The sequence below is a fragment of the Volucribacter amazonae genome (assembly GCF_029783845.1).
Taxonomy (GTDB): domain Bacteria; phylum Pseudomonadota; class Gammaproteobacteria; order Enterobacterales; family Pasteurellaceae; genus Volucribacter; species Volucribacter amazonae.
The window spans coordinates 522,428-548,271 of the sequence record NZ_LWID01000001.1; the positions used below are offsets into that span (position 1 = coordinate 522,428).

43 protein-coding genes and 1 tRNA gene are annotated in these 25,844 nt (G+C 35.4%); 23 read left to right on the plus strand and 21 right to left on the minus strand.

Going from position 1 to position 25,844, the window contains the following annotated elements:
- Nucleotides 1-431: 431 nt before the first annotated feature.
- The 15 genes from A6A20_RS02630 to A6A20_RS02700 form a co-directional block, all read right to left on the minus strand.
- A complete protein-coding gene (locus tag A6A20_RS02630; RefSeq protein ID WP_279572009.1) occupies nucleotides 432-1,676 on the minus strand; it encodes a colicin-like pore-forming protein in 1,245 nt (414 codons plus the stop codon).
- Between the two features lie 130 nt (nucleotides 1,677-1,806).
- Nucleotides 1,807-2,319 carry an antiterminator Q family protein gene (locus A6A20_RS02635; protein ID WP_279572010.1) on the minus strand — a complete coding sequence of 171 codons (513 nt, stop codon included), beginning with the start codon at nucleotides 2,317-2,319 and terminating at the stop codon, nucleotides 1,807-1,809.
- The gene (locus tag A6A20_RS02640; RefSeq protein ID WP_279572011.1) at nucleotides 2,316-2,675 is read right to left on the minus strand and encodes a RusA family crossover junction endodeoxyribonuclease; all 360 of its coding nucleotides are present in this window, start codon (nucleotides 2,673-2,675) and stop codon (nucleotides 2,316-2,318) included. The genes A6A20_RS02635 and A6A20_RS02640 overlap by 4 nt, the downstream gene beginning before the upstream one ends.
- The gene (locus A6A20_RS02645; RefSeq protein ID WP_279572012.1) at nucleotides 2,672-2,959 is read right to left on the minus strand and encodes a DUF1364 domain-containing protein; all 288 of its coding nucleotides are present in this window, start codon (nucleotides 2,957-2,959) and stop codon (nucleotides 2,672-2,674) included. Before A6A20_RS02645 ends, A6A20_RS02640 begins: the two co-directional genes overlap by 4 nt.
- An 11-nt stretch (nucleotides 2,960-2,970) precedes the next feature.
- Complete coding sequence (locus A6A20_RS02650) at nucleotides 2,971-3,123, minus strand: hypothetical protein (protein ID WP_279572013.1); 153 nt, start codon at nucleotides 3,121-3,123, stop codon at nucleotides 2,971-2,973.
- Entirely contained in the window at nucleotides 3,120-3,263 is a 144-nt protein-coding gene (locus A6A20_RS02655; protein WP_279572014.1) for a hypothetical protein, read from the minus strand. The genes A6A20_RS02650 and A6A20_RS02655 overlap by 4 nt, the downstream gene beginning before the upstream one ends.
- A gap of 89 nt (nucleotides 3,264-3,352) precedes the next feature.
- Entirely contained in the window at nucleotides 3,353-3,808 is a 456-nt protein-coding gene (locus A6A20_RS02660) for a DUF1367 family protein (RefSeq protein WP_279572015.1), read from the minus strand.
- On the minus strand, nucleotides 3,808-4,119 hold the full coding sequence (locus tag A6A20_RS02665) for a hypothetical protein (RefSeq protein WP_279572016.1): 312 nt from the start codon (nucleotides 4,117-4,119) through the stop codon (nucleotides 3,808-3,810). Before A6A20_RS02665 ends, A6A20_RS02660 begins: the two co-directional genes overlap by 1 nt.
- On the minus strand, nucleotides 4,119-4,643 hold the full coding sequence (locus A6A20_RS02670) for a phage N-6-adenine-methyltransferase (protein ID WP_279572017.1): 525 nt from the start codon (nucleotides 4,641-4,643) through the stop codon (nucleotides 4,119-4,121). Before A6A20_RS02670 ends, A6A20_RS02665 begins: the two co-directional genes overlap by 1 nt.
- Nucleotides 4,630-5,313 (minus strand): replication protein P, encoded by a 684-nt coding sequence (locus A6A20_RS02675; RefSeq protein WP_279572018.1) that lies wholly within the window; start codon nucleotides 5,311-5,313, stop codon nucleotides 4,630-4,632. Before A6A20_RS02675 ends, A6A20_RS02670 begins: the two co-directional genes overlap by 14 nt.
- Nucleotides 5,310-6,101 carry a helix-turn-helix domain-containing protein gene (locus A6A20_RS02680; protein ID WP_279572019.1) on the minus strand — a complete coding sequence of 264 codons (792 nt, stop codon included), beginning with the start codon at nucleotides 6,099-6,101 and terminating at the stop codon, nucleotides 5,310-5,312. Before A6A20_RS02680 ends, A6A20_RS02675 begins: the two co-directional genes overlap by 4 nt.
- A gap of 2 nt (nucleotides 6,102-6,103) precedes the next feature.
- The gene (locus A6A20_RS02685) at nucleotides 6,104-6,364 is read right to left on the minus strand and encodes a hypothetical protein (RefSeq protein WP_279572020.1); all 261 of its coding nucleotides are present in this window, start codon (nucleotides 6,362-6,364) and stop codon (nucleotides 6,104-6,106) included.
- The gene (locus A6A20_RS02690; protein WP_279572021.1) at nucleotides 6,361-7,101 is read right to left on the minus strand and encodes a Rha family transcriptional regulator; all 741 of its coding nucleotides are present in this window, start codon (nucleotides 7,099-7,101) and stop codon (nucleotides 6,361-6,363) included. The genes A6A20_RS02685 and A6A20_RS02690 overlap by 4 nt, the downstream gene beginning before the upstream one ends.
- A gap of 27 nt (nucleotides 7,102-7,128) precedes the next feature.
- The gene (locus tag A6A20_RS02695) at nucleotides 7,129-7,449 is read right to left on the minus strand and encodes a hypothetical protein (RefSeq protein ID WP_279572022.1); all 321 of its coding nucleotides are present in this window, start codon (nucleotides 7,447-7,449) and stop codon (nucleotides 7,129-7,131) included.
- A gap of 20 nt (nucleotides 7,450-7,469) precedes the next feature.
- On the minus strand, nucleotides 7,470-7,667 hold the full coding sequence (locus tag A6A20_RS02700; protein WP_279572023.1) for a hypothetical protein: 198 nt from the start codon (nucleotides 7,665-7,667) through the stop codon (nucleotides 7,470-7,472).
- Between the two features lie 125 nt (nucleotides 7,668-7,792).
- On the opposite strand from A6A20_RS02700, the gene A6A20_RS02705 reads away from it, so the two are divergent.
- The 3 genes from A6A20_RS02705 (at nucleotide 7,793) to A6A20_RS02715 (ending at nucleotide 10,040) form a co-directional block, all read left to right on the plus strand.
- Nucleotides 7,793-8,467, plus strand: coding sequence for a LexA family transcriptional regulator (locus tag A6A20_RS02705; protein WP_279572024.1), 675 nt, complete (start codon nucleotides 7,793-7,795; stop codon nucleotides 8,465-8,467).
- Between the two features lie 165 nt (nucleotides 8,468-8,632).
- The gene (locus A6A20_RS02710) at nucleotides 8,633-9,688 is read left to right on the plus strand and encodes an N-acetyltransferase (protein WP_279572025.1); all 1,056 of its coding nucleotides are present in this window, start codon (nucleotides 8,633-8,635) and stop codon (nucleotides 9,686-9,688) included.
- The gene (locus A6A20_RS02715) at nucleotides 9,666-10,040 is read left to right on the plus strand and encodes an ASCH domain-containing protein (RefSeq protein WP_279572026.1); all 375 of its coding nucleotides are present in this window, start codon (nucleotides 9,666-9,668) and stop codon (nucleotides 10,038-10,040) included. Before A6A20_RS02710 ends, A6A20_RS02715 begins: the two co-directional genes overlap by 23 nt.
- Before the next feature lie 28 nt (nucleotides 10,041-10,068).
- On the opposite strand, the gene A6A20_RS02720 is transcribed toward A6A20_RS02715, so the two are convergent.
- The 4 genes from A6A20_RS02720 to A6A20_RS02735 all read right to left on the minus strand — a co-directional run bounded on the left by A6A20_RS02720 (nucleotide 10,069) and on the right by A6A20_RS02735 (nucleotide 11,599).
- Nucleotides 10,069-10,359 (minus strand): addiction module antidote protein, encoded by a 291-nt coding sequence (locus A6A20_RS02720; protein WP_279572027.1) that lies wholly within the window; start codon nucleotides 10,357-10,359, stop codon nucleotides 10,069-10,071.
- 1 nt (nucleotide 10,360) lies between these two features.
- Nucleotides 10,361-10,720, minus strand: a complete 360-nt coding sequence (locus A6A20_RS02725; protein WP_279572028.1) for a helix-turn-helix domain-containing protein — start codon at nucleotides 10,718-10,720, stop codon at nucleotides 10,361-10,363.
- Nucleotides 10,721-10,723: 3 nt separating this feature from the next.
- On the minus strand, nucleotides 10,724-11,029 hold the full coding sequence (locus A6A20_RS02730; RefSeq protein ID WP_279572029.1) for a type II toxin-antitoxin system RelE/ParE family toxin: 306 nt from the start codon (nucleotides 11,027-11,029) through the stop codon (nucleotides 10,724-10,726).
- 399 nt (nucleotides 11,030-11,428) lie between these two features.
- Nucleotides 11,429-11,599, minus strand: a complete 171-nt coding sequence (locus A6A20_RS02735) for a YegP family protein (RefSeq protein WP_279572030.1) — start codon at nucleotides 11,597-11,599, stop codon at nucleotides 11,429-11,431.
- Nucleotides 11,600-11,614: 15 nt separating this feature from the next.
- Between A6A20_RS02735 and A6A20_RS02740 the strand changes: the two genes are divergently transcribed.
- From A6A20_RS02740 to A6A20_RS02820, 17 genes are all read left to right on the plus strand, one after another.
- Entirely contained in the window at nucleotides 11,615-11,830 is a 216-nt protein-coding gene (locus tag A6A20_RS02740; protein ID WP_279572031.1) for a hypothetical protein, read from the plus strand.
- Nucleotides 11,831-11,890: 60 nt separating this feature from the next.
- Nucleotides 11,891-12,019: a hypothetical protein gene (locus A6A20_RS02745; protein WP_279572032.1), complete on the plus strand. Its 129-nt coding sequence runs from the start codon at nucleotides 11,891-11,893 to the stop codon at nucleotides 12,017-12,019.
- Between the two features lie 218 nt (nucleotides 12,020-12,237).
- The gene (locus A6A20_RS02750) at nucleotides 12,238-13,518 is read left to right on the plus strand and encodes a hypothetical protein (RefSeq protein ID WP_279572033.1); all 1,281 of its coding nucleotides are present in this window, start codon (nucleotides 12,238-12,240) and stop codon (nucleotides 13,516-13,518) included.
- A gap of 104 nt (nucleotides 13,519-13,622) precedes the next feature.
- On the plus strand, nucleotides 13,623-13,877 hold the full coding sequence (locus tag A6A20_RS02755; protein WP_279572034.1) for a hypothetical protein: 255 nt from the start codon (nucleotides 13,623-13,625) through the stop codon (nucleotides 13,875-13,877).
- Nucleotides 13,878-14,114: 237 nt separating this feature from the next.
- Nucleotides 14,115-14,807 (plus strand): BRO family protein, encoded by a 693-nt coding sequence (locus A6A20_RS02760; protein ID WP_279572035.1) that lies wholly within the window; start codon nucleotides 14,115-14,117, stop codon nucleotides 14,805-14,807.
- Between the two features lie 93 nt (nucleotides 14,808-14,900).
- Nucleotides 14,901-15,182, plus strand: a complete 282-nt coding sequence (locus A6A20_RS02765; RefSeq protein WP_279572036.1) for a hypothetical protein — start codon at nucleotides 14,901-14,903, stop codon at nucleotides 15,180-15,182.
- Nucleotides 15,182-15,640: a hypothetical protein gene (locus tag A6A20_RS02770; protein WP_279572037.1), complete on the plus strand. Its 459-nt coding sequence runs from the start codon at nucleotides 15,182-15,184 to the stop codon at nucleotides 15,638-15,640. The genes A6A20_RS02765 and A6A20_RS02770 overlap by 1 nt, the downstream gene beginning before the upstream one ends.
- Nucleotides 15,641-15,830: 190 nt before the next feature.
- Nucleotides 15,831-16,823, plus strand: a complete 993-nt coding sequence (locus tag A6A20_RS02775) for a hypothetical protein (protein ID WP_279572038.1) — start codon at nucleotides 15,831-15,833, stop codon at nucleotides 16,821-16,823.
- Nucleotides 16,824-16,962: 139 nt separating this feature from the next.
- The gene (gene bet / locus A6A20_RS02780) at nucleotides 16,963-17,739 is read left to right on the plus strand and encodes a phage recombination protein Bet (protein WP_279571894.1); all 777 of its coding nucleotides are present in this window, start codon (nucleotides 16,963-16,965) and stop codon (nucleotides 17,737-17,739) included.
- On the plus strand, nucleotides 17,736-18,350 hold the full coding sequence (locus A6A20_RS02785; protein WP_279571893.1) for a YqaJ viral recombinase family protein: 615 nt from the start codon (nucleotides 17,736-17,738) through the stop codon (nucleotides 18,348-18,350). The genes bet and A6A20_RS02785 overlap by 4 nt, the downstream gene beginning before the upstream one ends.
- 24 nt (nucleotides 18,351-18,374) lie before the next feature.
- Nucleotides 18,375-18,632: a Gp49 family protein gene (locus A6A20_RS02790; RefSeq protein WP_279572039.1), complete on the plus strand. Its 258-nt coding sequence runs from the start codon at nucleotides 18,375-18,377 to the stop codon at nucleotides 18,630-18,632.
- A 62-nt stretch (nucleotides 18,633-18,694) separates the two neighbouring features.
- Nucleotides 18,695-18,997 carry a hypothetical protein gene (locus A6A20_RS02795; RefSeq protein ID WP_279572040.1) on the plus strand — a complete coding sequence of 101 codons (303 nt, stop codon included), beginning with the start codon at nucleotides 18,695-18,697 and terminating at the stop codon, nucleotides 18,995-18,997.
- 92 nt (nucleotides 18,998-19,089) lie between these two features.
- A complete protein-coding gene (locus A6A20_RS02800) occupies nucleotides 19,090-19,305 on the plus strand; it encodes a hypothetical protein (protein WP_279572041.1) in 216 nt (71 codons plus the stop codon).
- A 107-nt stretch (nucleotides 19,306-19,412) separates the two neighbouring features.
- On the plus strand, nucleotides 19,413-19,925 hold the full coding sequence (locus tag A6A20_RS02805) for a hypothetical protein (RefSeq protein WP_279572042.1): 513 nt from the start codon (nucleotides 19,413-19,415) through the stop codon (nucleotides 19,923-19,925).
- Nucleotides 19,926-20,028: 103 nt separating this feature from the next.
- The gene (locus A6A20_RS02810; RefSeq protein WP_279572043.1) at nucleotides 20,029-21,228 is read left to right on the plus strand and encodes a DNA cytosine methyltransferase; all 1,200 of its coding nucleotides are present in this window, start codon (nucleotides 20,029-20,031) and stop codon (nucleotides 21,226-21,228) included.
- A 252-nt stretch (nucleotides 21,229-21,480) separates the two neighbouring features.
- Nucleotides 21,481-21,798, plus strand: coding sequence for a helix-turn-helix domain-containing protein (locus tag A6A20_RS02815; protein ID WP_279572044.1), 318 nt, complete (start codon nucleotides 21,481-21,483; stop codon nucleotides 21,796-21,798).
- Entirely contained in the window at nucleotides 21,693-22,787 is a 1,095-nt protein-coding gene (locus A6A20_RS02820; RefSeq protein WP_279572045.1) for a tyrosine-type recombinase/integrase, read from the plus strand. The genes A6A20_RS02815 and A6A20_RS02820 overlap by 106 nt, the downstream gene beginning before the upstream one ends.
- Nucleotides 22,788-22,824: 37 nt before the next feature.
- Here A6A20_RS02820 and A6A20_RS02825 read toward each other — a convergent pair.
- Nucleotides 22,825-22,914, minus strand: a tRNA-Ser gene (locus tag A6A20_RS02825).
- Nucleotides 22,915-23,112: 198 nt separating this feature from the next.
- Between A6A20_RS02825 and A6A20_RS02830 the strand changes: the two genes are divergently transcribed.
- Together A6A20_RS02830 and A6A20_RS02835 are read left to right on the plus strand one after the other, a co-directional pair.
- Nucleotides 23,113-23,775, plus strand: coding sequence for a Bax inhibitor-1 family protein (locus A6A20_RS02830; protein ID WP_279572046.1), 663 nt, complete (start codon nucleotides 23,113-23,115; stop codon nucleotides 23,773-23,775).
- Nucleotides 23,776-23,841: 66 nt separating this feature from the next.
- Nucleotides 23,842-24,171, plus strand: coding sequence for a TusE/DsrC/DsvC family sulfur relay protein (locus tag A6A20_RS02835; RefSeq protein ID WP_279572047.1), 330 nt, complete (start codon nucleotides 23,842-23,844; stop codon nucleotides 24,169-24,171).
- Nucleotides 24,172-24,181: 10 nt separating this feature from the next.
- Here A6A20_RS02835 and A6A20_RS02840 read toward each other — a convergent pair whose 3' ends face one another.
- Nucleotides 24,182-24,472 (minus strand): acylphosphatase, encoded by a 291-nt coding sequence (locus A6A20_RS02840; protein WP_279572048.1) that lies wholly within the window; start codon nucleotides 24,470-24,472, stop codon nucleotides 24,182-24,184.
- Between the two features lie 254 nt (nucleotides 24,473-24,726).
- Between A6A20_RS02840 and A6A20_RS02845 the strand changes: the two genes are divergently transcribed.
- Nucleotides 24,727-25,842 carry an ABC transporter substrate-binding protein gene (locus tag A6A20_RS02845; RefSeq protein WP_279572049.1) on the plus strand — a complete coding sequence of 372 codons (1,116 nt, stop codon included), beginning with the start codon at nucleotides 24,727-24,729 and terminating at the stop codon, nucleotides 25,840-25,842.
- Nucleotides 25,843-25,844 lie beyond the last annotated feature (2 nt).

Here is a 25,844-nt window from a genome sequence, read left to right on the forward strand (position 1 = left end):
TGATTATGTTATACTTAACTCTATATAAATAAGTAAGTATTAGTTAAATACCATTCAAAAAGGAAAGAATATGAATAAAAAATATTATTTCAAAAATATTGTATTTAGCCTCACTGTTAGTAGTATCTCGGTTTATAAAATAATACAAGATCCTTTAACAGGCTATAAACAGTATACTTTTTTAATTTGGTTAATTAGTAATGCATTACTATACCCTTTCGCAAAATATTTTCTTGAAAAACTTCTTATTTATATAGTTCCCACGAAACTAGCAAAGCATAGACTTATTGATAATCTATACTTCTCTAGAGTTAGACATTACTTTTACAGTACTGTCTGTTTTTTGTTTTCTATTCCAATATTATTATGTGTTATTTCTTATAAAGCTTATTTTAAAAGCCATAAATAATTTATGGCTTTATGCCTTTTAATTATTCAATGAATAAATTATGTAATTCCTCTACAAGTTCATCACTAATTAAAGCACTGATAACTACCATTAAAATCCCATATCCGATAATTCCTAATGAAGCTCCTGTAAGGGTTACTAAAGCAAGCCCAACTACATAAGTTGCTGCTTTATCTAATAACTGTTTTTCTACTTCAATATAAAAAGGTGTCCAATTATCGCTCTCATAGCCTTCCTTAATTTTTTCAATCAAAGAAGCAACAGAGAATACTGTTCCAGTATACTTAAACACTTTGTTAAAGTTATATAGATCATTACTAATTGACTTCATATCTAAAGACTCTAATGCTTTTAATATCGCTTCACGATCTTTTTTGTTAATTTTCTTATTAAAATTTTTATTATATTTATCTAGAGCTTTAATTGCTTCATCGATATTACGAATTTTCTTACCTTTTACACTATCAGCAAGTTTTTTGGCTTCTTTTTCTGCTAAAAGACCATATTTTTCAGAAATATGCTCAAAAAAGGTAGATATATATTCAGCATTCGTTTGAAGTTCTTTCTGTTTCAAGTATTCTATACGTTTATTTAAGATATCATTAATATCTAACAATTTACTTAAGGTAGCCTCTATTTTTTGTTTTTCAATTAAGATTTTTGATTGTGGTATTTCTATATTTTCTCGCCATAACCTAATATACTCTTGTCTCATTCTTGTTGATCCAAAATGAGCGATATTAGATTCATATGCAGCAGAAATTAACCAAGGCTTACTATCCTTAAAATCTTTAAAATTAGATAATCTTACAATATTGTTTTTTAGTAAATTATCAAATTTATTATTTGCTTCTATCTGTAAATTACTAAGGGAATTTTCTGCGTTATCTAATATATTCAATGCACTTTCTAAAATCTCAATATAAAATTCAATTTCTTTAGAACTTTCAAAATCTAATGCATAAATTTCTAACCATGTTTTAGCATCTAAAATAGCTGAATTAATTTCATCTCTAGAAAGTTGAGCTTTATAACTATTAATATTGTTATCTATATCCCGAATCTTAATAGTGAATTCCGCTAGATTCACTAAACCAACCCTACCAAGTTTTAGATCTATAGGTTTAACTATAATGTGAGCAGGTACTTCATACGAAATATTAAAAGAAGGACCAGGATAATAAGGCTTGCCGCCAATTGTAATTGGTGCAGGATCATCTGAGCTTATAACAAAAATTGGTTCAAGAGTCATAGACTTATTTGACATGTTAATTTTCTCCTGTTATTTATCTAATAAAAAAGCCCCAAGCATTGCTGCTCAGGGCTATAATATGGTTATCGAATACTTACACTACGACCACTATTGCATAAAATCATATGACAAGATGACAAGGTTGTCAATAACAAAGTTTGATATTTTTACGTTTTTTAGTAACCTTTTTAAGAATAATAAAGCCTTTTAACAGCATTTCGTGAATAATGGCATTGGCTAAATTTAAACGATTAGATACATAACGCAATACTGTTCGCTTGCTTGGCTTTCTTACTTCGGATTTCCCATGACAAGGCTGCATTAATCTTGGCTGAATATCATCAGATAGTATGGTTGCTAATCTATTTACTGTCATTTTATTCACATAATACCCATAAATAATAAAATGAAGCTCTTTGTCTTGGGTTAAAAAGAACTCATCAATCATCTTACTTATCATTACTCCTTCATCATCCGTACAAATCGGATCTTGCGGATCGCTTGGAGTAACGCTTTCCATTAACCGAGCAATAATATTGACTTGTCGCTTATCTAAGCGACCTGTTCTTACCCAAGCCCCCCATTTAAATAACCATTCTTTAAGCCATTTTTCCTGCTCTGGGGTTAATGTCAATTCACTTAAAATTAATTCGCTCACGCCAACTCCTTAATGGTTACCACTAATCTCGGATTATGTTTATCAACTGCGACCACATCAATAGACTGTCTGGGCACAACTTGCCAACAATCGTCTTCAATAATGTTGGCTTGTGTCAATGAATCTAATACCACTTTCCAAAGATTATCGGGGTCTCTTTTACGATTATCAGGCACAAAAACATCAATATGAATACTGACCTGGCTCTGAAATGGCTTCTCCTTTACACAAGCCATTAATACCGCATCACGATAGGTTTTCCCCGCTTTTGATATATAATGCCTACCTTGTCTGGTATGTCGCCAATAATGATTAAGGCTAGGCGGATAGGGTAAGTTGACGGCCAGTTGTCTCATTTAATTTTTCCCTCTTGGATTAATATCGCCTGCGTCCGCATAACTCCTTGTAAATGAGCAAGGGTTAATTCATCTTTGGAATAAAGCGTTTTTATTCGTCCATCAATAGCATCATGACAACAACTACAAGCCCAAGCCCCTTGAATATCATTTGCCTTTTGACTGATTCCTGTTAAACCTGCCATGCGAATATGAGCTAATACCACTGTTTCAGGATTGTAATTACAAACACCAACTAAGCGTACTTGGCACTCTCTGCCTTTGGCTTCTTTACGTAAATTCATCGTTTACCACCTTACACCTTGATTTTTACTGAAACTACAATAAGCACAACAGCAAATAAGAACCAACCTGCCCCACTGACTTTGTGATAAAAAAGAAATGCCGAAAAACCAAATAAAGCAGCAATACAAGCAAACCACAAACCTAATATAATAATTTCTTTCATCGTCTTACCCCATTAATTACACTCTGATGACTTTTCCCCGATTGCCGCCATTTACGCCAATCTGATACCTGTTTAGCTAGCACGAGCATTAATGTCTGCTCTTGCTCTTTTGTTAATGTTTTCTTTTCTAAAGTAGCCACCAAACAATACCCCCTATAACAATGCTCCAAAAAACAAACGTCCCCACAATGACTAACAAAAATTCCTTATTCATTACCCACCTTATTCCTTACCAAAAAAACGCATAAAGCTGATTAATAATTTTTTCGTCCTGTGTATTAGCAAAAATATGAACAAGTGCGGCGTTAATTAATGCTGAATAACATTGCTCAAATTCTTCCTGCTCCATATTGGCATAGCTTAAACTTTTCGCTTCTACCCTAAATTCGCCGTTAATTTTGTAAGTAACGGTTCTAAATCCTGCAAGCACCGTTAAATGTTTACGAAAGGTATCAAACTGGGCTTTTTCATCTTGAAAACGTAACTCTGTACGCTCTGCCGACCAATGCTCAAAACAGAAATTGAAAAAAGCAAACACCTTACGATGAAAGGCAGGATTGCGACTACGTTTGATTTCTACCTCGTATTGCTCATTGTTAGCTAAGGCTTTTAAACTTTCCGCTTCCATTTCATAAGCAGGGGCAAACACACCGCCTGCCATCTTAATCATTTGATATATAGCCATTACGCCCTCAACACTGTTAGCTTGAAATAATTAGCTTGTTGACCGTCAACCTTGTTTAAATGGCGTTCAACGGAATAACGTTTACCAAAGATTTTTTGAATGAGTTTCTGGCTTATTTTTAAATTAGCTTTCCCATCAACGGAAACAGACATTATCAATTCATCATTTGTAGTTTCAGAACAAATAATTGATATATGTCTATTATTCTTAATCACATAAGAAAAAATGCTGTCATAAAATATTGAGTAAATGATTACACCGTTTATTTCTAACAATTTTTTCGCTAATTTAATATGTTGATTAATCTCCATTACTCCCCCCATTTTTTAATAAAATCCAACTGTACCTGACGGGTAACTAAGCCTTGCATTGTGGGGTCAAATACCGCCACTATTGAGCCTTTGTTATTGCCCTTGACCTCCTCGCCTGTAAGTGGATGAACAAAATTAATCCGCCCGCCGATAATATCGATAACTTCCGTTGCCTGTTCATTAATAATCCCATACCATTTTGTGGATTTATCCGCAGGCAATAACATCACGACTAAATAGCCTTGCTGTTTAAGCTCCGTCGCACGTTGAACAAAAGGTAACGGATTGCTATAAGGCGGATTGACGAAAATAGCTGATGGTCTAAATAAATAACCATATTCAGGTGGCTCGTAATCATTAGGATCAAAAGTTAAAAAACCGCCATTGCCGTCATCTTCTAAATAGCGCTCACATAAAGCATTCTCCTTGCTCGCACAGCCGTCTACATCAAATTTAAATCGCTTATTTAGCCAGTTAAAAAGGTATTCAGGGGTGCAGTAACTGTCTTTGTTAAATTCTGTCATTGTTGCTCCTTAAAACTTTACGTATTTTCTCCATGCCACGTGTAGTTACATCAGTAATATCAAGTGATAAACTCTTATCCTCTATGGCTAACGGAATTGCAGGAAAATTAAAGCCTGCTTTTACCTTTTCCACCGCTTCCGCTAATAACTTACGCATTGCCATTTCTTTCACGTCTTCGGGCTTATTCCAGTTATGGCGGTAATAGGTAGATAACAGCCAATATTCCGCAGGCGAACGATAGCGAAAGGCATGTTCTTCATAACGGGCATACCCCATAAATTGTTGAATTCGCCCGGCTAATTCCGCCTCATTGGGCAAACCTAAAGCGTGATAATCCTCATCTTGACACCACGAAATAAACTGCCCAACACTGGGTAAAAACGGGCTAGTTGATAGCTCTGCTTGGGCTAAACCACGTTTAAATTGCTCTGCGGTAGTAATACCGTTATTAACTAACGCCTCTAGCCAATAAACTTTAGCTTCCTCGTAGGTTTGCTCGCTATCAAAAGCATTTCGCCAAGCAGGAAAAATCGCTTTTAACCGAAGAAATAGTCTGTCGACAAACATCGCTATTTTAGGCTCAATCGGCTGTTTGATAGGCTCTGATGGCGAATAACTTGCCTCACGACCAATCAACGGCTGATTAATTAATTGGGCAACGGATTTCATTTACGCCCCCTGATTTCAATGCTTCGCCCATGCCACCAAGTGGTGTCAGTATCTCGGAATTGGTTTTTAGGCGATTGGGATTGATTCGCTGATTGCGTATATTCGTCCTTCCAACGCTCACCGTTTAGGTAGGTGGTTGGATGTAGTTTGTCAAAACCAAATTGCCCTAGAGCAAGTCGTTTTCTAATATCCGCTTTCAGCAAATCTGTAAACTCTCGCAAGGATTTCCCCGAACGTTCAAATGCCGTTTTAAAACTCTTTAACGCTTTAGCTCGATTGATTTTTGGCAACCCTGCTTGCCAGAATTCCGAAAAATATTGCTCAAGCTCATCAAGTGCGGTGGATTTTGGCGAACTTTTTTTATTTATTTTTTTATGGTTAATTGACTGGTTAATAGAGTGACTGGTTATGGGTGCAGAATTTTCACTACTCCCCCCTACATAATTTTCACTCCCCTCGTGCAAATTTTTCACCCCCTCGGGTGCAAAATCTTCACTAGAAAATGAACTATTTTCATTCACTTGGTCTAGGTGTAATTGATATAAATTTGAACTAGAACCATCTTTATTTTGGCGTAATGTTTTACTTACTAAGCCCATTCCAATTAACGCATTAATATGACTAATCGCACTGCGTCTTGTCATTTCACATTTATCTGCAATAAACTGATAACTAGGAAAACAAACGCCGTCATCATTAGCGTTATCAGCCAATTTCAATAACACTAATTTGCGTGCGGAATTTCCCACCTTGCAATTCATTGCTTTAACCATTAACAGCATACTCATAATTACGCCCCCTTAGAGTTATCGGGAGTTGCAATAAGCCCTAACTCAATAAGGCGTTTTAAAGCGTCTTTAAAATCGGCTTCATTTAATCCTGTGTCTATCATAATGCGATAGGACGGAATGTTTTCATATCCACGCCCTGAACTACCTGTCCAACGCATGATATATAGATAACATTTCAGCTCTTCGTCTGTTAACTCCCCTAAAAATTCATCAACTACAATATTTGGTACTTGAAACGAATTGACAATAAATTTGCTCATAACCCCACCGCCTTATCTTGTGTAAATTCGCCATTCCAACTGGTTTTCATCGGCAAAATGCCCTTGATATACCATTCATAAATTTTTGCCGCCCCTTTCTTCAATAGCACAGGTTTATAAGCTAAAAATGGCTCTCGACCATGTTGGGCGATTTCTGTGGTTTCCTCTGTCAAATATAAATCCCTCGCATAATGCTTGACCCGTTTATGATTTCCCTCTTGATAAAGCCAATTTTTCCCCACTAAAAACGCCCCAATCTTCAATGAATTTACCCCATTTAAGCCTTTTACAAACTCAAAAGGCGAAATGCCATTGCGGAAATAATTTTCCATTGCTTGGATTTGTACCGCCTGATATTTATTTTCAAGTTGTAAACGTTCGTTTTCTTCTTCCGCCTGAATAATCATTAAGGCTAATTCTTTGCGTGAAAGATGAAGTGCGGTGGGTTTTTGTTGATTTTCTAATGTTTGCCAACGGTCAATGACGGCGGCAGTAAATTCAGGTGATAATCGTGCAACGACAACGAGCGTATCTCTCTTATTTAACTCATAATAATCAAACCATTGATTTCTATACTCAAATTTTAGTGGCTCAATTTGAGCGACTAAATTTTGTTCAATTAAATCTCGAATAACACGCAAAACATTTTTATGTTCCTTATGTGTTAATTCAGCAATTTCACGACTACTCATCGTAACACTTGCTTTTTTTACATTTATCGGTAATAATTCGGGCATATTTAATACTCCTTTATGGATTAATGACTAACCACTGTTCCCGCAGTGGTTTTTTATTTCTAAATATTTTTCTCGTAAACGTGCATCTAGCCCATTTAGTGATAACAGCAATAATTCCAACTCTTTTTTGTCTATGGCTACCTGCGTTTTTTGGTCATAAACACCCACACCAACAGCTGAAATCAAATTAAACGTTTGTATCGTTGCATTACCGCCGATTAATCGGCTTAACGTTGATGGATCGCAGCCCATTGCTTCCGCTACATCACATTGCTTTTGCTTGTAATATTTATTTAAAACAAGATCAGAAATCTCTCTTGCGGATCTAGTCAGTTCATTGCGTGCCATTGCGATAATTCCTTGTTACATTAGTCCTGATATTCAGGAAATAACTCACTTTTAGGGAGACCAGTAACCTCTTTCCATTTATCGGCAGAAATATCTTGAGTAGAGATTTTTCCACCTGATTTTTTTATGCGATAAATAAATTGAGAGGTTTTACCTAAGGCTCGAGCTAATTTAGCTTGTGAACCAGCTGCCTTTATTGCTTTCTCAATAGGTGTCATATTTTCCTCAATATATAATTTAATTAAATCAACTAGATTATAAATTCAATATTTAATTATGTAAATATACAATTTATTGAAAAATTAAATCTTTTGTTTAAACTTGCTAAAAAATGGAGAATAGAATGGATAGAGATCAAATTGTTATTGACCGCCTAAAACAACTGATTAGTGAAACAGGCGTTAGCAAAGCAGAACTAAGTCGCATAGCTAAAAAGACCCCTCAAGCAGTGAATAACTGGTTTAATAATGGAAAAATCAGCGTAGCTTCTGCCAGACTGATTTGCGATAAATTAGGTTATTCTGTGAATTGGCTATTAGGAAGTGAAGAAGCATTAAATAAGCCTGATGTTGCTATTATTGATGATAAAGACTATAGCGATACACATGTCGAAGTGGATTTATACGATATTAAATTATCCGCAGGAACAGGGAAAGGCTGTGTTGTTGAATGGATACCTAGAAAATCAGAAGAGCCTTTATTGTTTCGTCAGGCATGGTTTAAGCATAAACGCGTTTTCCCTGATAGCTGTAAAGCGATGTACGTTAGAGGACACAGCATGGACCCAGTCTTAAAAGATTGGGACACAGTTATTGTAAATATCCATGATACAGAAATCGCAGATGGTGAAGTTTATGCACTGATTTATAAAGAGAACTTTTATATTAAACAAGTTGTCCGCAATGGAGATAAAATTACTCTAATCAGCTTTAACCCTGATTATGAGCCAATCGATATTTCTGGTGATCAATTAAAAGATTTACAAATTATTGGACGTCAAATTTGGCGTGGCGGTTGAGCATAGGCAAATTTTATAAACCTCTCTGGATACTTGGCGGCTTCTCGTGTGTTCTGGTATTCGGTTTTGTTGTGATGGGGAGTTTAACAGAATACTAATAATCAAAAACATCAATAAATTAGATTACTAAAAAATATTTTATGTAATATTTATGGAGAATTAATTATGAGTAACCTAAAATATAAGAAATTTAAAAAAATTGATCTAAACGATCCTTTTTTTAATAGTTTGAAATCAGATTATCAAGAGTTCTCAGATTGGTTCAATAAGAAAATAGATAATGATGAAGGTGCATTTATTTTTGAAAATTCCGAAGGTAAATTAGACGGGTTTCTTTATTTAAAAAATGAAGATGAATCATTAAATGATATTACACCTCATTTACCAAGAAAAAATAGATTGAAAATAGGAACATTCAAAATAAACCCTCATGGTACAAGATTAGGAGAAAGATTTATTAAAAAAGTATTTGATATTTCTTTAGTAAGAAATATTGATGAAATTTATGTAACATTATTTGAGAAACATCAGGTACTATTAAATTTATTTCAGAAATATGGATTTGAAGTGAGAGCTACAAAATCAACGAAAAATGGTAATGAGCTTGTATTATTTAAAAATATTTCTCACATCACTGGTGATATTATTAAAGACTATCCTAATACACCTAAGACATCAAATCGTTATTTAATTGCAATTTATCCACAATGGCATTCAAGATTACTACCTGACTCTATTCTAAAAAATGAAGACCCTACACTGTTAGTAAAAGACACATCCCATACAAATAGCATACATAAAATTTATCTTACATCAATGGAAGGGACAGAAAATATAAAAAGAGGTGATACATTAGTCATTTATCGAACTAAAGACGGTAATAATGCAGAATATTCCTCTGTTGCAACATCTATTTGTGTCGTAGAGGATGTAAAAAATATTAATGATTTTCAAACATTAGAAGAATTTTTAAATTATACTGAATCATATAGTATATTCTCTAAACATGAATTAATAAAATATTTTAATGATAAAAAATATCCTATAATTATAAAATTTACCTATAATATAGCATTAAATAAGCGTATAATAAGAAAATCATTGATTGAAGATATTGGTATTGAACGTAACCAATATTGGGGATTTATTAAATTAACAGAAGAACAATATAGAGGTATATTAATAAAAGGAGTAATAAGTGAGAATATTGCTATCCATTAAACCAGAGTATGTCGCAAAAATCATTTCAGGTGAAAAAAAATTTGAATTTAGAAAATCTCTACCAAAACGTAAAGATATAACAACAGTTGTCGTTTATTCAACAATGCCAGTAGGGAAAGTCGTTGGTGAATTCAAGGTAAAAGATACACATTCTTATACACCTGAATCCCTTTGGGAAAGAACAAAAGAATTTTCAGGAATTACTAAAAATTTTTTTGATGAGTATTTTTCAACAAGAGTTTTAGCCCATGCGTTTGAAATTGACTCATTCAGACTATATGATAAACCCTTAGTTATTTCAGATGTACTACCGTCAGGCGTTCCCCCACAATCTTATTGTTATTTAAATTAATTTACTCCGCCTTTAAGGCGGTTTTCTTTTAATTCACAACACTCGTTGTAAACGTCAATTGCAAATTCAATGCTTGAGCCACTTTCATCACTGTAGCAAAACTTGGATTACCTGATCCAGATAAGGCTTTATATAGTCCTTCTCTACTGATTCCTGTATCTTTTGATAATTCGCTTATATTTCTCTTTCTCGCTATATCGCCTAACGCAGATAACAACATCTTTACATTATTCTCTTTAATAATTTCATTGAGATAAAGCTGAATATCTTCCTCGCTAGTTAAATGCTCAGCTATATCAAAATTTTTTAATTTTTCCATATCAAGCCGTTAGCTCCTCAATTAATTCAGGGCGTTTATTTAACAACTGTAACAATGTTGCCGCGGCACCGCTTGGCTGACGTTGTCCTTGCTCCCACGATCTCAACGTATTAACAGAAATACCGAGTGTTTTAGCAAACTTATCTTGTGAAAGCCCTGATTTTATTCTAGCTTCAATCACTGAAGGTAAAGCTATTTTATTCTCTCTTGCTATATTGCCTTTCTTCGTTTGTATTAATGCTTCAGATAAGCTCTCTTTAATTTCACTTGCATCAGGATCATCGGCAATAACTGCATTGACTATCTCCTCAACATTCCAATTTTTAGTAGCCTGTGCAATTTTTTCTTGAATATCATTCATCTTCTACCTCACTTTTTTCAATTGATTTAATTCATTTTTAGATATATTTTCTTTTTTATTTTTAGCATACATATCAAGCATAACAATAATGCCATCATCTAATAGATTAAAATAGATAATTCTTAATCCACCTCGCTTACCACGTCCAGAACCTTGCCAACGTACTTTTCGTAAGCCATTTGCATTAGGAATGACATCGCCGATCAATGGGTTTTCGATTAAAAACGTGAAAAAACTTGTTCTTTCTTCTTCACTCCATATTTGATCAGCCTTTCGCTTAAAATGTTCTTGCTCAACAATGGTGTACATTATAGAAACCCTAATTATCATATAATACAATGTATTATAAATCATACTTTGTATTATGCAACTATAAATTATCTATACCCCATTTCCTACACATTAAAGCCCCCATTTCCTGTGATCTCGCTCACAAATTCATCAATTAATCAAAAAATTTTCAAATTATTTTCTTATACAAATCAACTATTTATTTATATTCTAAATAAATTTTACATTTATGTATTAAATTAAATATTTACTTTTTTATAAATTTATAGTTTAATTAACACATCAAAACAACACACCCGAGCAGGGAAACCGAGAGTAAGCAGAGACGGTGGTTGATGATAGAGATAAGTCAATCTCAACGCTCTTTAAAAAATCGAAATGAAATAAAAGCCCTGATGTACAGGGCTTTGGTAATGACTAAACTTCATAAATAGGTGTTTGTCGGTTAGTGTCCATTACAAGACCGATGCAATGTAAGCAGTTCTGTCTGGTTGTGTAACCCTCGCTTTGGGCAATGGGTTCGTGATTGGCAGCTTTTAGTCGCCAATACCATTGTCCATTAACACCTTTGAAAATTTCAAAATACATAGAGAGGTAATCCTTATGCAAAAAGAAATGAAACGCTATGCAATTTCTTATTTCTTCGATGGAAAGAGATGGTGTTCAGATGTTTACGCCCACTCACTCGAGGAAGCACAAGAAAAAGTCAAAGCAATGTCCCAAGCAACCATTGATGGGGTTATCCATCACTCATTTTACGTGCCAGTAAAAGAAAAATCGTGGATTGCAAGGTTAATTACCAAATTACTACAAAAATAGTGTTATTTCATCTTGATTTTATGCTCTTTAACAATTTATCCAAAACATATCGCTTGCCTGATGGTGAGAGTTAGTCAAAGTGTAGTAACAGACCTACCGCTCAACAGAATGGAAGAAAGCCCAAACCAAGCGATATGCCACCTTGCGGAAATGTTAGCAACGGCAGTGAATCGTGAAGCCCAAACGTAAGGTAAGAAATACGACAGCCAACTGTCGCTATTTCAAAGCACATTACACAGAGAACCAATGTAAGCTAGCACAGAGGGGAATGTTCTTAATGTGCTTTGAAATGGAAAGAGAAAAGGAAAACTATAATAGATGGGGAGAAATATAACAAAAAATACACTAGAAATTCGGAGAAATAAAGTAAAATTATCGTATTAATCCCATAAAATTAGGAGAAAACGATGAAAACAGTTAAAGGTTTATTAACCAAATTAAAAAATCAATTTAAGCAAGATTTTGAAGAGGATTATCTATTTTTAGAAAACATCTCGCTTAATCATATTCTGAGTGAGATTGAATATATTTACCAATCAATAGACAAATTCATTGAACTTGATGACCAACTTGAAATTATCGTATTCAAAAGACAGGCTTTGAAGTTAATTAAACAAATATCTTCTAGACTTGATAAAAGAGAATGGAATTCAAATGAAGAACTTAGAATAATTGGTTATCTTTTAAAATTAAAACATGAGACTAAGCAATTATATTTACTTGAGGTTAAAGGCGAGTTAAGGAGCGAACAAGAACGTCAAGCTATTGCGGCAGATATAATGGATATACAAAGTAAACTCACTGAACATGCCGCATTAGAACAAGAACTTGTCAAACATAAAAAGGAATTTGAAAGCCTTAAAAGCTCTCTACTTACCCTACAAACCTCTTATAATGAAGTACAAGAGCAGGCTGATGAAATCACACAATGGCATAAAGACATCTCTCCTTTGAATGATGAAATTGCACAGTTCGCAAACACAGCTAATAACAATCTTAATAAAATTACAACATTAGCAACAACGGCTGAAAATGCCAAACCCAAAATAGAAAAATACCACGAGGAAATTGAAAACATGATTACGCTTTTTAAAAAACAGAAAGAAAATATTCAAGAAATAATTGAGGATGCCAACCGAGCAAGTATGGCGGGTTCATTCAAAAAACAACAAGATAATATTAATTCCAAAATGAAATGGGCAGATGGTTTTTTAATTGGATCACTGATTATTACTGCCAGCATATCCTTATGGGGATTTAATTCTAGTTTAATTCAGCAAACATTAAAAGATGGGCAAATACAAACCCATTTGGATTGGATAACTTTTTTTGCAAAATCAGCCATATCTCTACCATTCTTAATTGTTGCTTGGATTAAAGCGAAAGAACGTGCCTATTTATTCCGTTTAAGAGAAGATTATGCTTATAAATATGCTTCAGCAATGGCATTTGAGGGGTATCGCAAACAAGTGCAACAACAATCTCCCGAATTGGAAGAACAATTATTAAAAATTGCAGTAGATAATTTAGGCTCTAACCCCACAAAAGTGTTTGAAAAAGATTTAAAATCCACACCATTAGAAACGATTATTGATGGCGTGGGAGAACGTTTTGATAAAGCCTTTGATGGTGTGAAAGGACAAGTAAAGGATATACCTCAAAAAACGAAAGAATTGATTAATGAATAAAATCTAATTGACAAACAAACCGCCCTTTGGGTAAACTAACCCCACTTTCAAACGAAAGTCGGCAAGCCACATTAGTGGCTTTTTTTATATCTAAAGGGTTAGAAATGAAAGTGAATAAAGAAAATCAAGAATGGGTAAAAAAATACGCTAAAAGCCACAATCTTACGGAAGAAGAGGCAGTAAATAAACTAATTAGCGAAGTGCGTGATACGCAAGAAACTGCACGACAAACTATGCAAAATGAAATCATTGAGAGACTGCCTAACCTGAATTTTGAACAAATGCATGAAGTTCGTCAGCTTGTCGAACACCTTTATCCAACCTTTTTTCAAGTGTTATCAAAAGCAATGAATAAATAATTGACACAACCGTTCTACTTCGTTAAGATAACCGCACTATCAAAACACAAGCGGTTATCCGCCCCGTCAGCAAGCGGTTTTTTTGTACCTAAAATTTAGGAAATGCCCTAAAACTATGGCGGGTCGAGAGAGCCTAATACAATACCGAAAGGAAATAAGCTCCGCCGATCTTGTGTTTGGTAGTTGAAGCCCGCCACCTACTAAGTGGCATTAACTAAAAAACACAAGGTGCAAATTATGTCAAATCAAATTCAAACTAATACTTTAGTTCAATTCAAAACTTTCAGTTTTCATTCAAATTCCGTTCGTGTTATTACCGATCCAACAGGTGAGTTTTGGTTTTGTGGTAATGATGTTTGCTTAATTCTAGGTTACGCAAATTCAAGAAAAGCGTTACAAGATCATTGCAAAGAGAGGGGTGTAACGAAACGTTACACCCCCACTAAAAGCGGTGATCAAGAAATGATTTTCATCAACGAACCTAATTTATACCGCCTAATCATCAAATCACGCAAACCAGAAGCAGAACGTTTTGAGGCTTGGGTATTTGAAGAAGTCTTGCCACAGATTAGAAAAACAAGGCAGTATAGTATTCAGCAACAACCGCAACTCCCCTTACCCAAACCAGAGCCTACCTACACGTTCAAATTCACTGAATATGAATTACAACAACTGGCTTGGCTTTGGTTCGGACATAAACAAATGAACACGTTATTAGGCGAACTTTACGAACCACTCGAGGCACTAGGTTCAAGATTTAGCGGTATGGCATATAGCCATAGTCACGAATATCGCCGACAATACGAAAACACCCAACAAACGCTACAACGGCTGATACGCCCTTTTGTTAATTCTAATGAACTTAACTGGACAAGGGTCATTCCACGTATCTGCCCAAGCCGACAGCTTATTAATAAAACGGATTTCTAAAAACTTCCCCAAAACCGACCGCACTTACACTTGATTTTAGTCAAGTGCGGTTTGTTACAACCTAACTAACCCAAATTGTTTAAAGGATAACCTATGAAAAACTTACTCAAAGCAATTCAAATATTCACGGCGGTTATTGTCTCAGCTGGCGTTATTATTCATCTTGTATCAACAAAAGCCAAAGCAGAATACGCCACAGACTACCACAATCACTACCTAAGCGAACAAATCAGCCAACAAAGCCGACAGCAAGCGAAAGCAGAATGGATAGCGGAAAACGGCGAATTTCAACGAGAACCCACCGCCGAGGAATTAGATTACCTCAATCAATGGACGGCGAATAAACAATTATTAAACAATAAGGAGAAGCCATAATGTACAGCACTAAAATTATTTACCACGAAAAACAAGGGCATTATCAAGGCGTGTTATTTAAAAATGGTGTTTCCGTCAGTCAGACGGAATTTATGATGAATAAAGCCCTTTGTATTAAAAAGCTCAATGAACGAATAGAGAGCTATAACTTTATGAATAACACCAAAATTCCTCGTGTTCGGCGAGATGTTAAAGAGGACGTGATAAAAGAGAAACAAGCCTCACTTGAAGTAAAAACCGTTACCAAAGAAATCGCTACCAAAGTGGCTAAACCTAACAGACGTAAACCCTTTACCCCTTACGGCTTAAAAGGCTATGTAGTGGATAAAAAAGGCAATATCCGCTTAATGCTCGACCGCCGAGCCAGTGCTTGCACTATCGTACTTGAACCCGATATGTTTGCAATGTTGGCGGAAATGGTCAGTGCAACGCAGAATAAATTAGGGGCAAACCAATGATAAAAAAGAAACGCAAACATAGCTCATCGCCTTGGGCTTACGACAGCGACCACGATTATTATGCTTCAATCACGCCTACCGATTCGGAAGAAGACATAGACGATGATTACGAGGGCGATATTTATCACTGTATTTATGAAAGTTACGATTGCGAATACTGGCAAAGCCAATGTTATGGCAGGGGGTAAAAATGAACACTCATTTTGAATTAATCTTAAATACGGAAAGCAAAGTTGTTGCATGCAATATTCTGGATTTTGAATATCAAGCAGACACTTATTTAGCCGGTTTAACCCAAACCTTTGAAACTGACGAAGATTTTATTCAGGCAAAGGAAGAAATAAAAACCTTGCAAGAGCTTGAAAGCCGTACTAAACAAGCCATTGATAACGTGTTAAATGGCAATAAAGAGATTACCGACTTGATTGAAACGGCGAAAGAGATTGCAGAACGTTTTAGACAAGCACGCTTAAGCCGTGAAAAATTAGTGAAAAACAAAGAGGCTGAAGTAAAACAAGCGATTATTGAGACGGTAATTGCTGAAATAATGGACGTTAGATACAAAAGTTGTTCGGAAAATACCATTTCATTAGCGTTAGAAATGAATATTCCGAAAAGTAGCATTGCTCAACGTATTCAAACCGCAAGCAAAAACAAACGCACCTTAGACGGTTTGCAAAAAGCGGTTAATGCGGAAAAAACACTGATTTTGGCGGAAATTTCACAAGAAATCGCACGCTTACAATCTCGGCTAACATTAATTCCCCTTTCACATAAACACTTGTTTAATGATGAAGTTAGGTTAATTGCGAGCCAAGATGATATTGAACAAATCATTGCTGAGCGTGTTGAAGCTGAAAAACAACGAGAGCTTGAAATCAAAACGAAAGCCGAACAAGAGGCAAGAGAAAAAGCGGAGCGTGAGGCACAACTCAAAGCAGAGATTGAGGCGAAAACTAACGCACAAGCTAACACTAACGCACAAGCTCACGCCGTTACTCCAGAACCGCAGGCAAACCAAACAGCAGTACAATCAGAGAATCAAAGCTCAGAACATCATCAGCCCGTTTTTAATTTTATGCTACAAATTCCATTTACAGGTACAGTAGAACAAGCCAGAGCTTATTTTGCCCCTGTTAAAGCATTAAATTATCAGGGGATAAGATTGACGAAGTTGAATTGATAAAAAATATAGCATTATCACTTCACGTCAAACCTTAAATTCATTCTGAAAAACTTTCCAAAAACCAACCGCACTTACACTTGATTTTAGGCAAGTGCGGTTTTTTATACCCTAAATTTAACTTAGCAGAGGAAATATTATGTCAACAACACTTCAATCCCTAACTCAAAAACTTGCCAATCGGTTTGAAATTGCTGATGGTTCAGATTTAATGCTAACCCTAAAAAATACCGCATTTAAAGGCAATGTGAATGATAGCCAAATGACAGCACTCTTAATCGTGGCTAATCAATATGGGCTTAATCCTTGGACAAAAGAAATTTACGCTTTCCCTGATAAAAATAACGGCATTGTCCCGATTGTTGGGGTGGATGGTTGGGCAAGAATTCTAAACGAAAATCCGCAGTTTGACGGCATTGAATTTGATCTTGATGATGAAAAATGCACTTGTCGCATTTACCGTAAAGACCGTTCCAAACCCATTTCAGTTACGGAATATATGAGCGAGTGCTATCGTAATATGGGACCTTGGCAAACCCACCCTAAACGAATGTTACGTCATAAAGCGATGATTCAATGTGCAAGATTAGCCTTTGGGTTTACAGGGATTTATGATCAAGATGAAGCTGATCGCATTGCAGAAAATAACAAAGAGCCGATCAATGTTACCCCTAAAGCAAATATCCTTGAAGGACAAGCGATTGAGCTTATTTCCGCCGAACAAATCGAGGAAATTAAGCAATTAGTTGAGGTAACTTCATCAAATATGGACGGCTTGCTGGCGGCTTGTGGCGTGAAAAATATTGAAAGTATTCCAAAGGCGATGACGGAGAAAGTGTTGAAAAAACTCAAAGATAAACTTAATCAACAGCAAATTCGTGATGACGGTATTGACGGTGAGGACGTGCCATTATGATTGACGGATTAATTACTTTAGATTGCGAACAAGGAACTGAGGAATGGCTTGCCGCAAGGTTAGGCATACCCACTGCTACAGGCATAAAGCATATTGTGACAGCGAGTGGTAATAAATCATCAGGTTGGACAGGCTATCTTGCGGAACTTGTAGCAGAAAGCATAGAACATACTGCCGACACGATAAAAACGCCCGCTATGGAGCGAGGTAATCAGCTTGAGCCTTTAGCTAGAAGTGCTTACGAATTTCTAACCGGCAATACCGTTGTTCAAGTAGGCGGTGTGTATTTAAACCAGGCAAGGGAATTAATGATAAGCCCTGATGGTTTAATGCCTGAGTTAAAAAAAGGGCTTGAAATTAAATGCCCTAAAATGAAAACCCACATTGTTTATTTGCTTGAGGGCGGTGTCCCTAATGAATACATCATTCAAGTGCAATCCGCATTATGGGTAACTGGTTATGAAACTTGGGATTTTGTAAGCTACTGCCCAGAATATCAACCACAACCGCTTTATTTATACACCGTTAAACGTGATGAAAAATTAATGAACGCTTTTGATACTTATATTCCTGAGTTTATTAAGGCGTTGAGGGTGTTGAAAGAAAATTAAACATATTTGAGGAGAATTCAAACGATGAACAAACTCACTAGAGAATTTTTAGAGGAACAAATCACTAAGGTCGAGTATCAACATTTACCAGATTCCACAACAGTACTTTGTATTATTTGGTTGAAATCTGGGTTCGTTGTAACTGGTGAATCAGCTTGTATAGAGCCAGCTGTGTTTTGTTGGGGGACAGGAGGGCAAATCGCCTATGAGAAAGCTTTTGATAAGTTATGGGAACTATTTGGTTTCTATGTGAAACAAAAAGCATTTGAAGAACAACAATAACAAAAAGCCCTAGCTGAGCTAGGGTTTTAACTAAGGTAATACTAAATTTAGGAGATAAATATATGAAAACCTATGAATACATTGCATTTTCAAGTTGGAATGATGAGCCAACGAAAGAAGAAATTTTAGAAAAAATAGAAAATGGAGATTGGGATAAGCTTTGTTCGAATTCTGGTCGTTTTGATTTAGTTGCTGAGCAAATTTTAGAAGAAAACTATATAGATTGGAAATGTAGTAGTGGATGTGATGATGAAATATTCGTTATAGTTAGAGAGAAAAACAATAAAGGCTATTGGGAGCTGTATTGTGTTTCTGTTGATTTAAGAGCAAGAAGCGAACATATTTTATGTTCTGATGATAAATAACCACTAATTAATTATTTTCTTACCACCAAACTCACTAGCAATCTGTTAGTGAGTTTTCTTTTACTTAAACAAACTAAAAATAGGAGAAAACTATGGAAAATTTAGTATGGTGGGCGTGGGTATATAGCATATCAGATAAACTATATAGCGTAATGGGTGCTAATGTTTTTGCTTTTACGATAGCCTTACTAACGGTGCTGTTTTTCTGTGCGTTACATTATCTAATTGATTTAAAGGGCGAGCGCGACAAGAAAGAATTTGCGGACTGGTTCAAAAGTGTGAGTAAACCTGTGTTTATTCTTTTTTGAGATAATTAAAGTGAAACCTTTTCGTGGATAAGAATTAAACATTACAAATCATAAAGCCACAATCGTGGCTTTTTTATTATATTTTATAGCGATGAGGATTATTAAAAATGTTAGCAACGGAAATTTTTAATACAGATAACTTTAGCGAATTAGAACTATCAGACTTAATGACAAAAGAGGTACGCTGTTTAGATGTTTTAGACGGTGTTTTACTGAATGATTTTTATTTAGTAAATAGAATGATAGGCGATCTAGATGACCTATTAAATTCAGTTGATAATATTAATTATTTTTTCTATGCAAATAACCTAGATGAAGAAGAGAAAACAGAAATTTTTTTGAAAGATCTACTAGCGGTTATTTATGCAAAAGTATGCGAAAAGAAAAAAGAGACTCCACAATATAAAAGCTATTATGAGGGTGTTTATCAGCTTGTAGAATCGGTATTTAATAAAGATGAAAGATATTTTGAGATTGATGCACAAGCTATCAAAGATTTGATTATGGGTTTTGAGGAGATTTTATTATCTAATATAAATAAACCCATAAAAAAAGTTTATTTATATATGATTTATCAGTTAAGAAGTATTTTATTAGATGTTGATAATGTAAAAGAGTAATGAAAATGAGTATAAATAATAAGATTCATGTGTATAAAAATCATAATCTTATGTTTTTATTTTCTTTTAAAACAATATTACTTTTTTCATAAAGAGAAATCAAATGAAATTCACTTATGGCTCAGTCTGTTCAGGGATTGAGGCAGTAACCTGTGCTTGGCATAATTTCGCACAGCCTTTATGGTTTGCTGAAATTGAGCCTTTTCCTAGTGCAGTGTTAGCACACCACTTCCCAGAAGTTCCTAATCTCGGTGATATGACTTTACTTGCAGACAAAATATTAACTCGTGAAATAGAAGCCCCTGATGTGCTTGTGGGTGGTACGCCTTGTCAAGCATTCTCGGTAGCAGGTTATCGTTTATCGCTAGAAGATGAACGAGGTAATTTAACATTGAAATTTTTGGAGATAGCCAATGCAATCGACCATATCAGATATAAAGACGGCAAAGCCCCCCTTATCATCCTGTGGGAAAACGTTCCCGGTGTTCTTTCAACCAAGGACAACGCTTTCGGACAGTTTTTGGCTGGATTGGCTAACGGCTCAGAGCCATTACTACCGCCACGACAGCTCAAATGGGGAAATGCTGGTTATATCCATGCTCAAAGAACCCTTACATGGCGAACCCTCGATGCTCAATATTTCGGAGTTGCCCAACGCCGCAAAAGAGTGTTCCTTGTGGCAAGTGCTAGAAAACGAAGTACCTGCCAAATATTATTTGAGCAAGCGAGCTTGTCAGGGAATATTAAACCGAGCGGAAAAGAGGGGAAAGATTTTACCCAAAACATTGAAACAAGCATTACTTCAAATAATCGATCAGTGATGTGCATTGATAAGCAAATAACCGTAAACGAGAATATTTGTTCAGCAATGGTAGCAACGCAATATAAGCAACCACCTGTTATTGTACATGGTACGCAAGACCCAATCGTATCAGAAAAGACGGCTCATTGTTTGGGGCGTAATAATGGTATGGAAAATGTGCTGTTTGAAATAAAGGGAACAGAGGCGATTAGATTGCATGAAAATGTATCTCCAACCTTAAAAGCGAGAATGGGAACAGGGGGAAATAATGTTCCTTGTATTACCCAGAAAAGTGTTGTGAGGAAACTTACACCTGTTGAATGCGAACGTTTACAAGGTTTTCCTGATAATTGGACAAAAATACCTTACCGTAACAAACCTGCCGAGCAATGCCCTGATAGCCCTCGCTATAAAGCCATTGGAAATTCTATGGCTGTTCCTGTAATGCGATGGATTGGATTGAGAATTCAGCAATATTTAAAAAGTGAGTATAACCTATGATTAACCTAGAAGCCCATAACACTAAAACTAATGAAATAGAAATCACTTGTTGCCGACAGCGAAAATGTTGGAATTTCAGGCAAACCAAGAAAGCCTATAAAAAGTGTATTCAACGTAATCGATTTATATCTGATTGGAAGAATACAAAACATATCAGGATTAAATGGCTAAACTTTAATGCGAAATATGTCAGAGCGTTTAAAAACGTTTTGCATAGGTTGATTAAGGATAAATATTTGTAGGGAAAAGATTATGGACGCACCTGAAATATTAACCATAAGAGAAGCTGCAAAATATTTAAACTATTCCTATAACACGATTTATAACAAACGTGAAAAATGGGGATTTTTTAAAATGGAAGGCTGTAAAGGATGGAGAATTAAAAAATCGGATCTTGATTTAATGATCCAAACAGCACAAAATACAAGCCGACTAGGTGTTTGGGTCGGCGATAAGGAGAAAACATGCCGATCAGGAAAGACAAAAAAAGTGGAATATGGCAAATTGATTTCGCCACACCAAACGGGCAACGAATTCGTTGCTCTTCTCACACAAGTGAAAAAAAATTAGCCCAAGAATTACACGACAAACTCAAACATGAGGCTTGGTTACAGTGTAAATTAAACAAAAAGCCTGATAAAACCGTTGAAGATGCTCTAATTTTATTTCTCAAAGAAGCCTTACATCAGAGAGATAAAGATACTAAAGCTCGACACGCAGAATATTGGCAGGCTGCAATAGGGCATAAATCCTTAAGCTCTTTAACAAGTGAAGATATTGTAAACAATCTGCCCACTCACAAAACGAGTACAGGTAACGAATTGTCCCCATCAACGCAAAATCGTTATCGTACCTCAATTATGCGAGCCTTAAATTTGGCTAAACAAGCCGGTTGGGTTGATTCAATTCCCTATGTTAAGAAAAATGATGAACCTAAAAAACGAGTACGTTGGCTAACACATTATGAAGCAGATACATTACTCGATAATTTAAGTTTATCTTGGATGAAAGACGTCTGCTCTTTTGCCCTTATGACTGGCGCAAGAATGACAGAAATCTTAACCCTGACTTGGGATAAAATTGATTTTATAAGAAGTATCGCTATTGTAACGAGCGATATTGCCAAATCAGGGCGAGCAAGGGCATTGCCTTTAAGCCACGAAGCAATCAATTTCTTAAGGCAAAAAGAAACGAAGAAAATCTCAAATTACATTTTTCATCGGGGAAAAGGAAAATTAATTACGGATATTGATAGGGAGGATTTTAAGCGGGCTTTGAATAAGTCCAATATAACCAATTTTCGTTTTCATGATTTAAGGCATACCTGGGCAAGTTGGCATGTTCAAAACGGCACGCCGCTAATGGTTTTAAAAGAACTTGGTGGCTGGGAAACCTTAGAAATGGTGCAGAAATATGCCCATTTAAACGCAGAGCATTTATTGAACTACGCAAATCAAGTCAAGTTTTCGTCAAAGTCTATTTTTGACAGCTCAAAAATGCAAGCAGAAAACGAAAATTTATTCGATCTGCCAGAAAATAAAAAAGCCGTAAGTTATTGATTTGAAAGCTCTTTACTTACGACTTAATATAACTTGATGGCGGAGGAAGTGAGATTCGAACTCACGGAGGGCGTAAACCCTCGCCGGTTTTCAAGACCGGTGCCTTCAACCACTCGACCATTCCTCCGTCGTTTTGACGGAGCGAAATATAATATAGTTTTTTTATTGAGTAAATGAAAATCTTTGTTTTTATGGTTCAAAAGCTGATTATTTGTTCACTTTGCTTTAGTTTAATACAAATTTTGTTATGAATATTGACTTTTCAGGGCTGAAACATTACCTTTAACCATTATTACATCTCATTCACAATTCTAAGGAGAATTTTATGCAACCTCGTATTGTTGTTGATAGTCGTGAACAATCAACCTCATTACTTAGTACACATAAAGTGCTACGTAATACTTACTTTTTATTAGCCTTGGCATTAAGTTTTTCTGCATTAATGGCTTTTGTTTCTATGAGCTTTAACCTACCTCGTCCGGGGATTATTGTTATGTTAGTAGGGTTTTATGGCTTATTATTTTTAACCTATTCACTTGCCAATAGTGCTTTAGGTATTTTAGCAACATTTGCCTTTACTGGCTTTTTAGGTTATAGCTTAGGGCCTATTCTCAATGCTTATATTAGCTATGGTGCAGGTGATATTGTTTTCTTAGCATTAGCGGGGACTGCCATTGTCTTTTTTGCTTGTTCAGCCTATGTTTTGACCACTAAAAAAGATATGTCGTTTATGTCTGGTATGTTATTTGCATTATTCATCGTGTTAGTCGTTGGTGTCATTGCAAGTTTCTTCCTAAATATCCCTGGTTTACAAGTGGCTATTAGTGCATTATTCGTCATTTTTTCAGCAGGTATGATTTTATTTGAAACAAGTAATATTATCCATGGCGGAGAAACTAATTATATTCGAGCCACAGTGAGTATTTTTGTTTCACTTTATAACCTATTTATTAGTTTATTAAACTTATTGTCGTTAAACCGTGATTAAGGACATTTTATCAAGATTAAAGCCCCTTTAATTGGGGCTTTCCATTTTTATATAAGAGGAAAAATAATGCTTAAACTTAACGGTGTTATTATTGAGACTGATCCTAATGGTTATTTAATGGATCTTAACCAATGGTCGCCGGCTGTGGCTGAGCTTATTGCACAGCAAGAACAAATTACACTCAGTGAAGCACATTGGGAAGTTATTTATTTTGTCCGTCATTTTTATCAAGAATACAAAACCTCTCCTGCGATTAGAATGCTGGTAAAAGCAATGAGTCAAAAACTAGGCGAAGAAAAAGGCAATAGTCGTTATTTACAACGTTTATTTCCCGATGGTCCAGCCAAACAAGCGACTAAACTTGCTGGATTACCTAAGCCAGCCAAATGTTTATAAGCAACGAAGGTTAATATTTTATAGAAAATTGTGAATAAACTTGTTCCACCACTTGTCCTTGCTCTAACTCAAGGACAAGCTCTACTTTAGCTTGTTTAGGTCCTTGTTCTAACCATTGCTTAAATAAGGCAATATCTTCCTCACTCCCTTGTGCTAAGACCTGAACACTATTATCTTCCAAATTTTTTACCCAGCCAGTTATCTGCATTTGTTTAGCTTGTTTCCAAGTAAAATAACGAAAACCGACACCCTGTACCTTGCCGTAAATGGCAAAATGTTTTGTGATTCGTTGATTTCCCATTAATTTATTCCTTTCACTGACATATTTTAATCATTTTACCTTGAAATAAAACAAGGCGTGTAACACCATTTTATTTAAAAGTAAAATCACTATATCAATATTTATCCTCTCTCAATACATCATAAAGTGCGGTCTATTTTCTGAAAGTTTTCTTTTTTCTATTATTGTCATTGAAAATAATTATCATTACAATATAATAAAAAGGCATTTTATTTGCTTATTTATAACTTTTTTATTCTAAATAAGGAGTCATTATGTTATCAAAATTTAAACTATCATCTTACTTACTAAGTGCTATTATCGCCACAATTTCTCCATATCTTTATGCTAAACCTGTACAAATTACCGACACAGCCAATAGACAAGTTACTGTTGATTTACCCGCCAAACGTGTTGTTCTCGGTTTTTATTACCAAGATTATATGGCAATAGGAGGCGAAAACGCTTTAGATAATGTCGTTGGTTTTTCTAAAGCCGTTTGGAGTGATTGGGCTCCACCAAGTTGGCAAGCCTTTAGCCAAGCAATTCCGAAATTAAATGAATTAGCGGATGTTGGTGAAGTTGAAGTAGGAACATTTTCCATTGAAAAAGTGATGTCATTAAATCCCGATCTGTTGATTTTGGCCGATTGGCAATACCAAGCTTTAGGCTCAGATTTAGATAAAATAGAAAAAGCTAATATCCCTATTGTCGTACTTGATTATAATGCTCAAACTGTTGAAAAACATCTCCAATCTACTGAAATTTTGGGAAAACTTACTGGCCAAGAAGAAAAGGCTAAGCAGTTATCTAAAAATTATCAACAAATTGTTGATACTATTCAATCTAGAGTAAAACAAGCCAATTTACCTAAACCTAAAGTTTATGCTGAGTTTGGTAATAAAGGCCCAAGTGAACACAGTATTACTTTTGGGAAAAGTATGTGGGGAGCAATGATTGATCTAGTTGGAGGTGAAAATATTTCAGCATCATCTGTTGATTATTATGGCTCTATTAATCCTGAGCAAGTTCTTGCTGCTAAACCTGATGTCATTATTATTACAGGGCGAGAAACTGAATTGAAGAAAAATCCCGAAGCTATGGTATTAGGTTGGCAAATAGAACGACAAGATGCGGAAAAACGCCTAGCACAATTTGCTCATCGAGCAGGGTGGACAGATCTCCCTGCCATAAAAAATCAACATTTATATGGTGCCTACCATGCAAATTCTCGTACATTGTCTGACGGAGCTTCATTACAGTTTATGGCAAAAGCCATTTATCCTGAACTCTTTACCGATTTAAATCCAGAACAAACCTATTTGGACTTTTATCGTGATAATCTTCCCGTTATTCCACAAGGTACATTTTATATCCTAACGCAAGAATAACT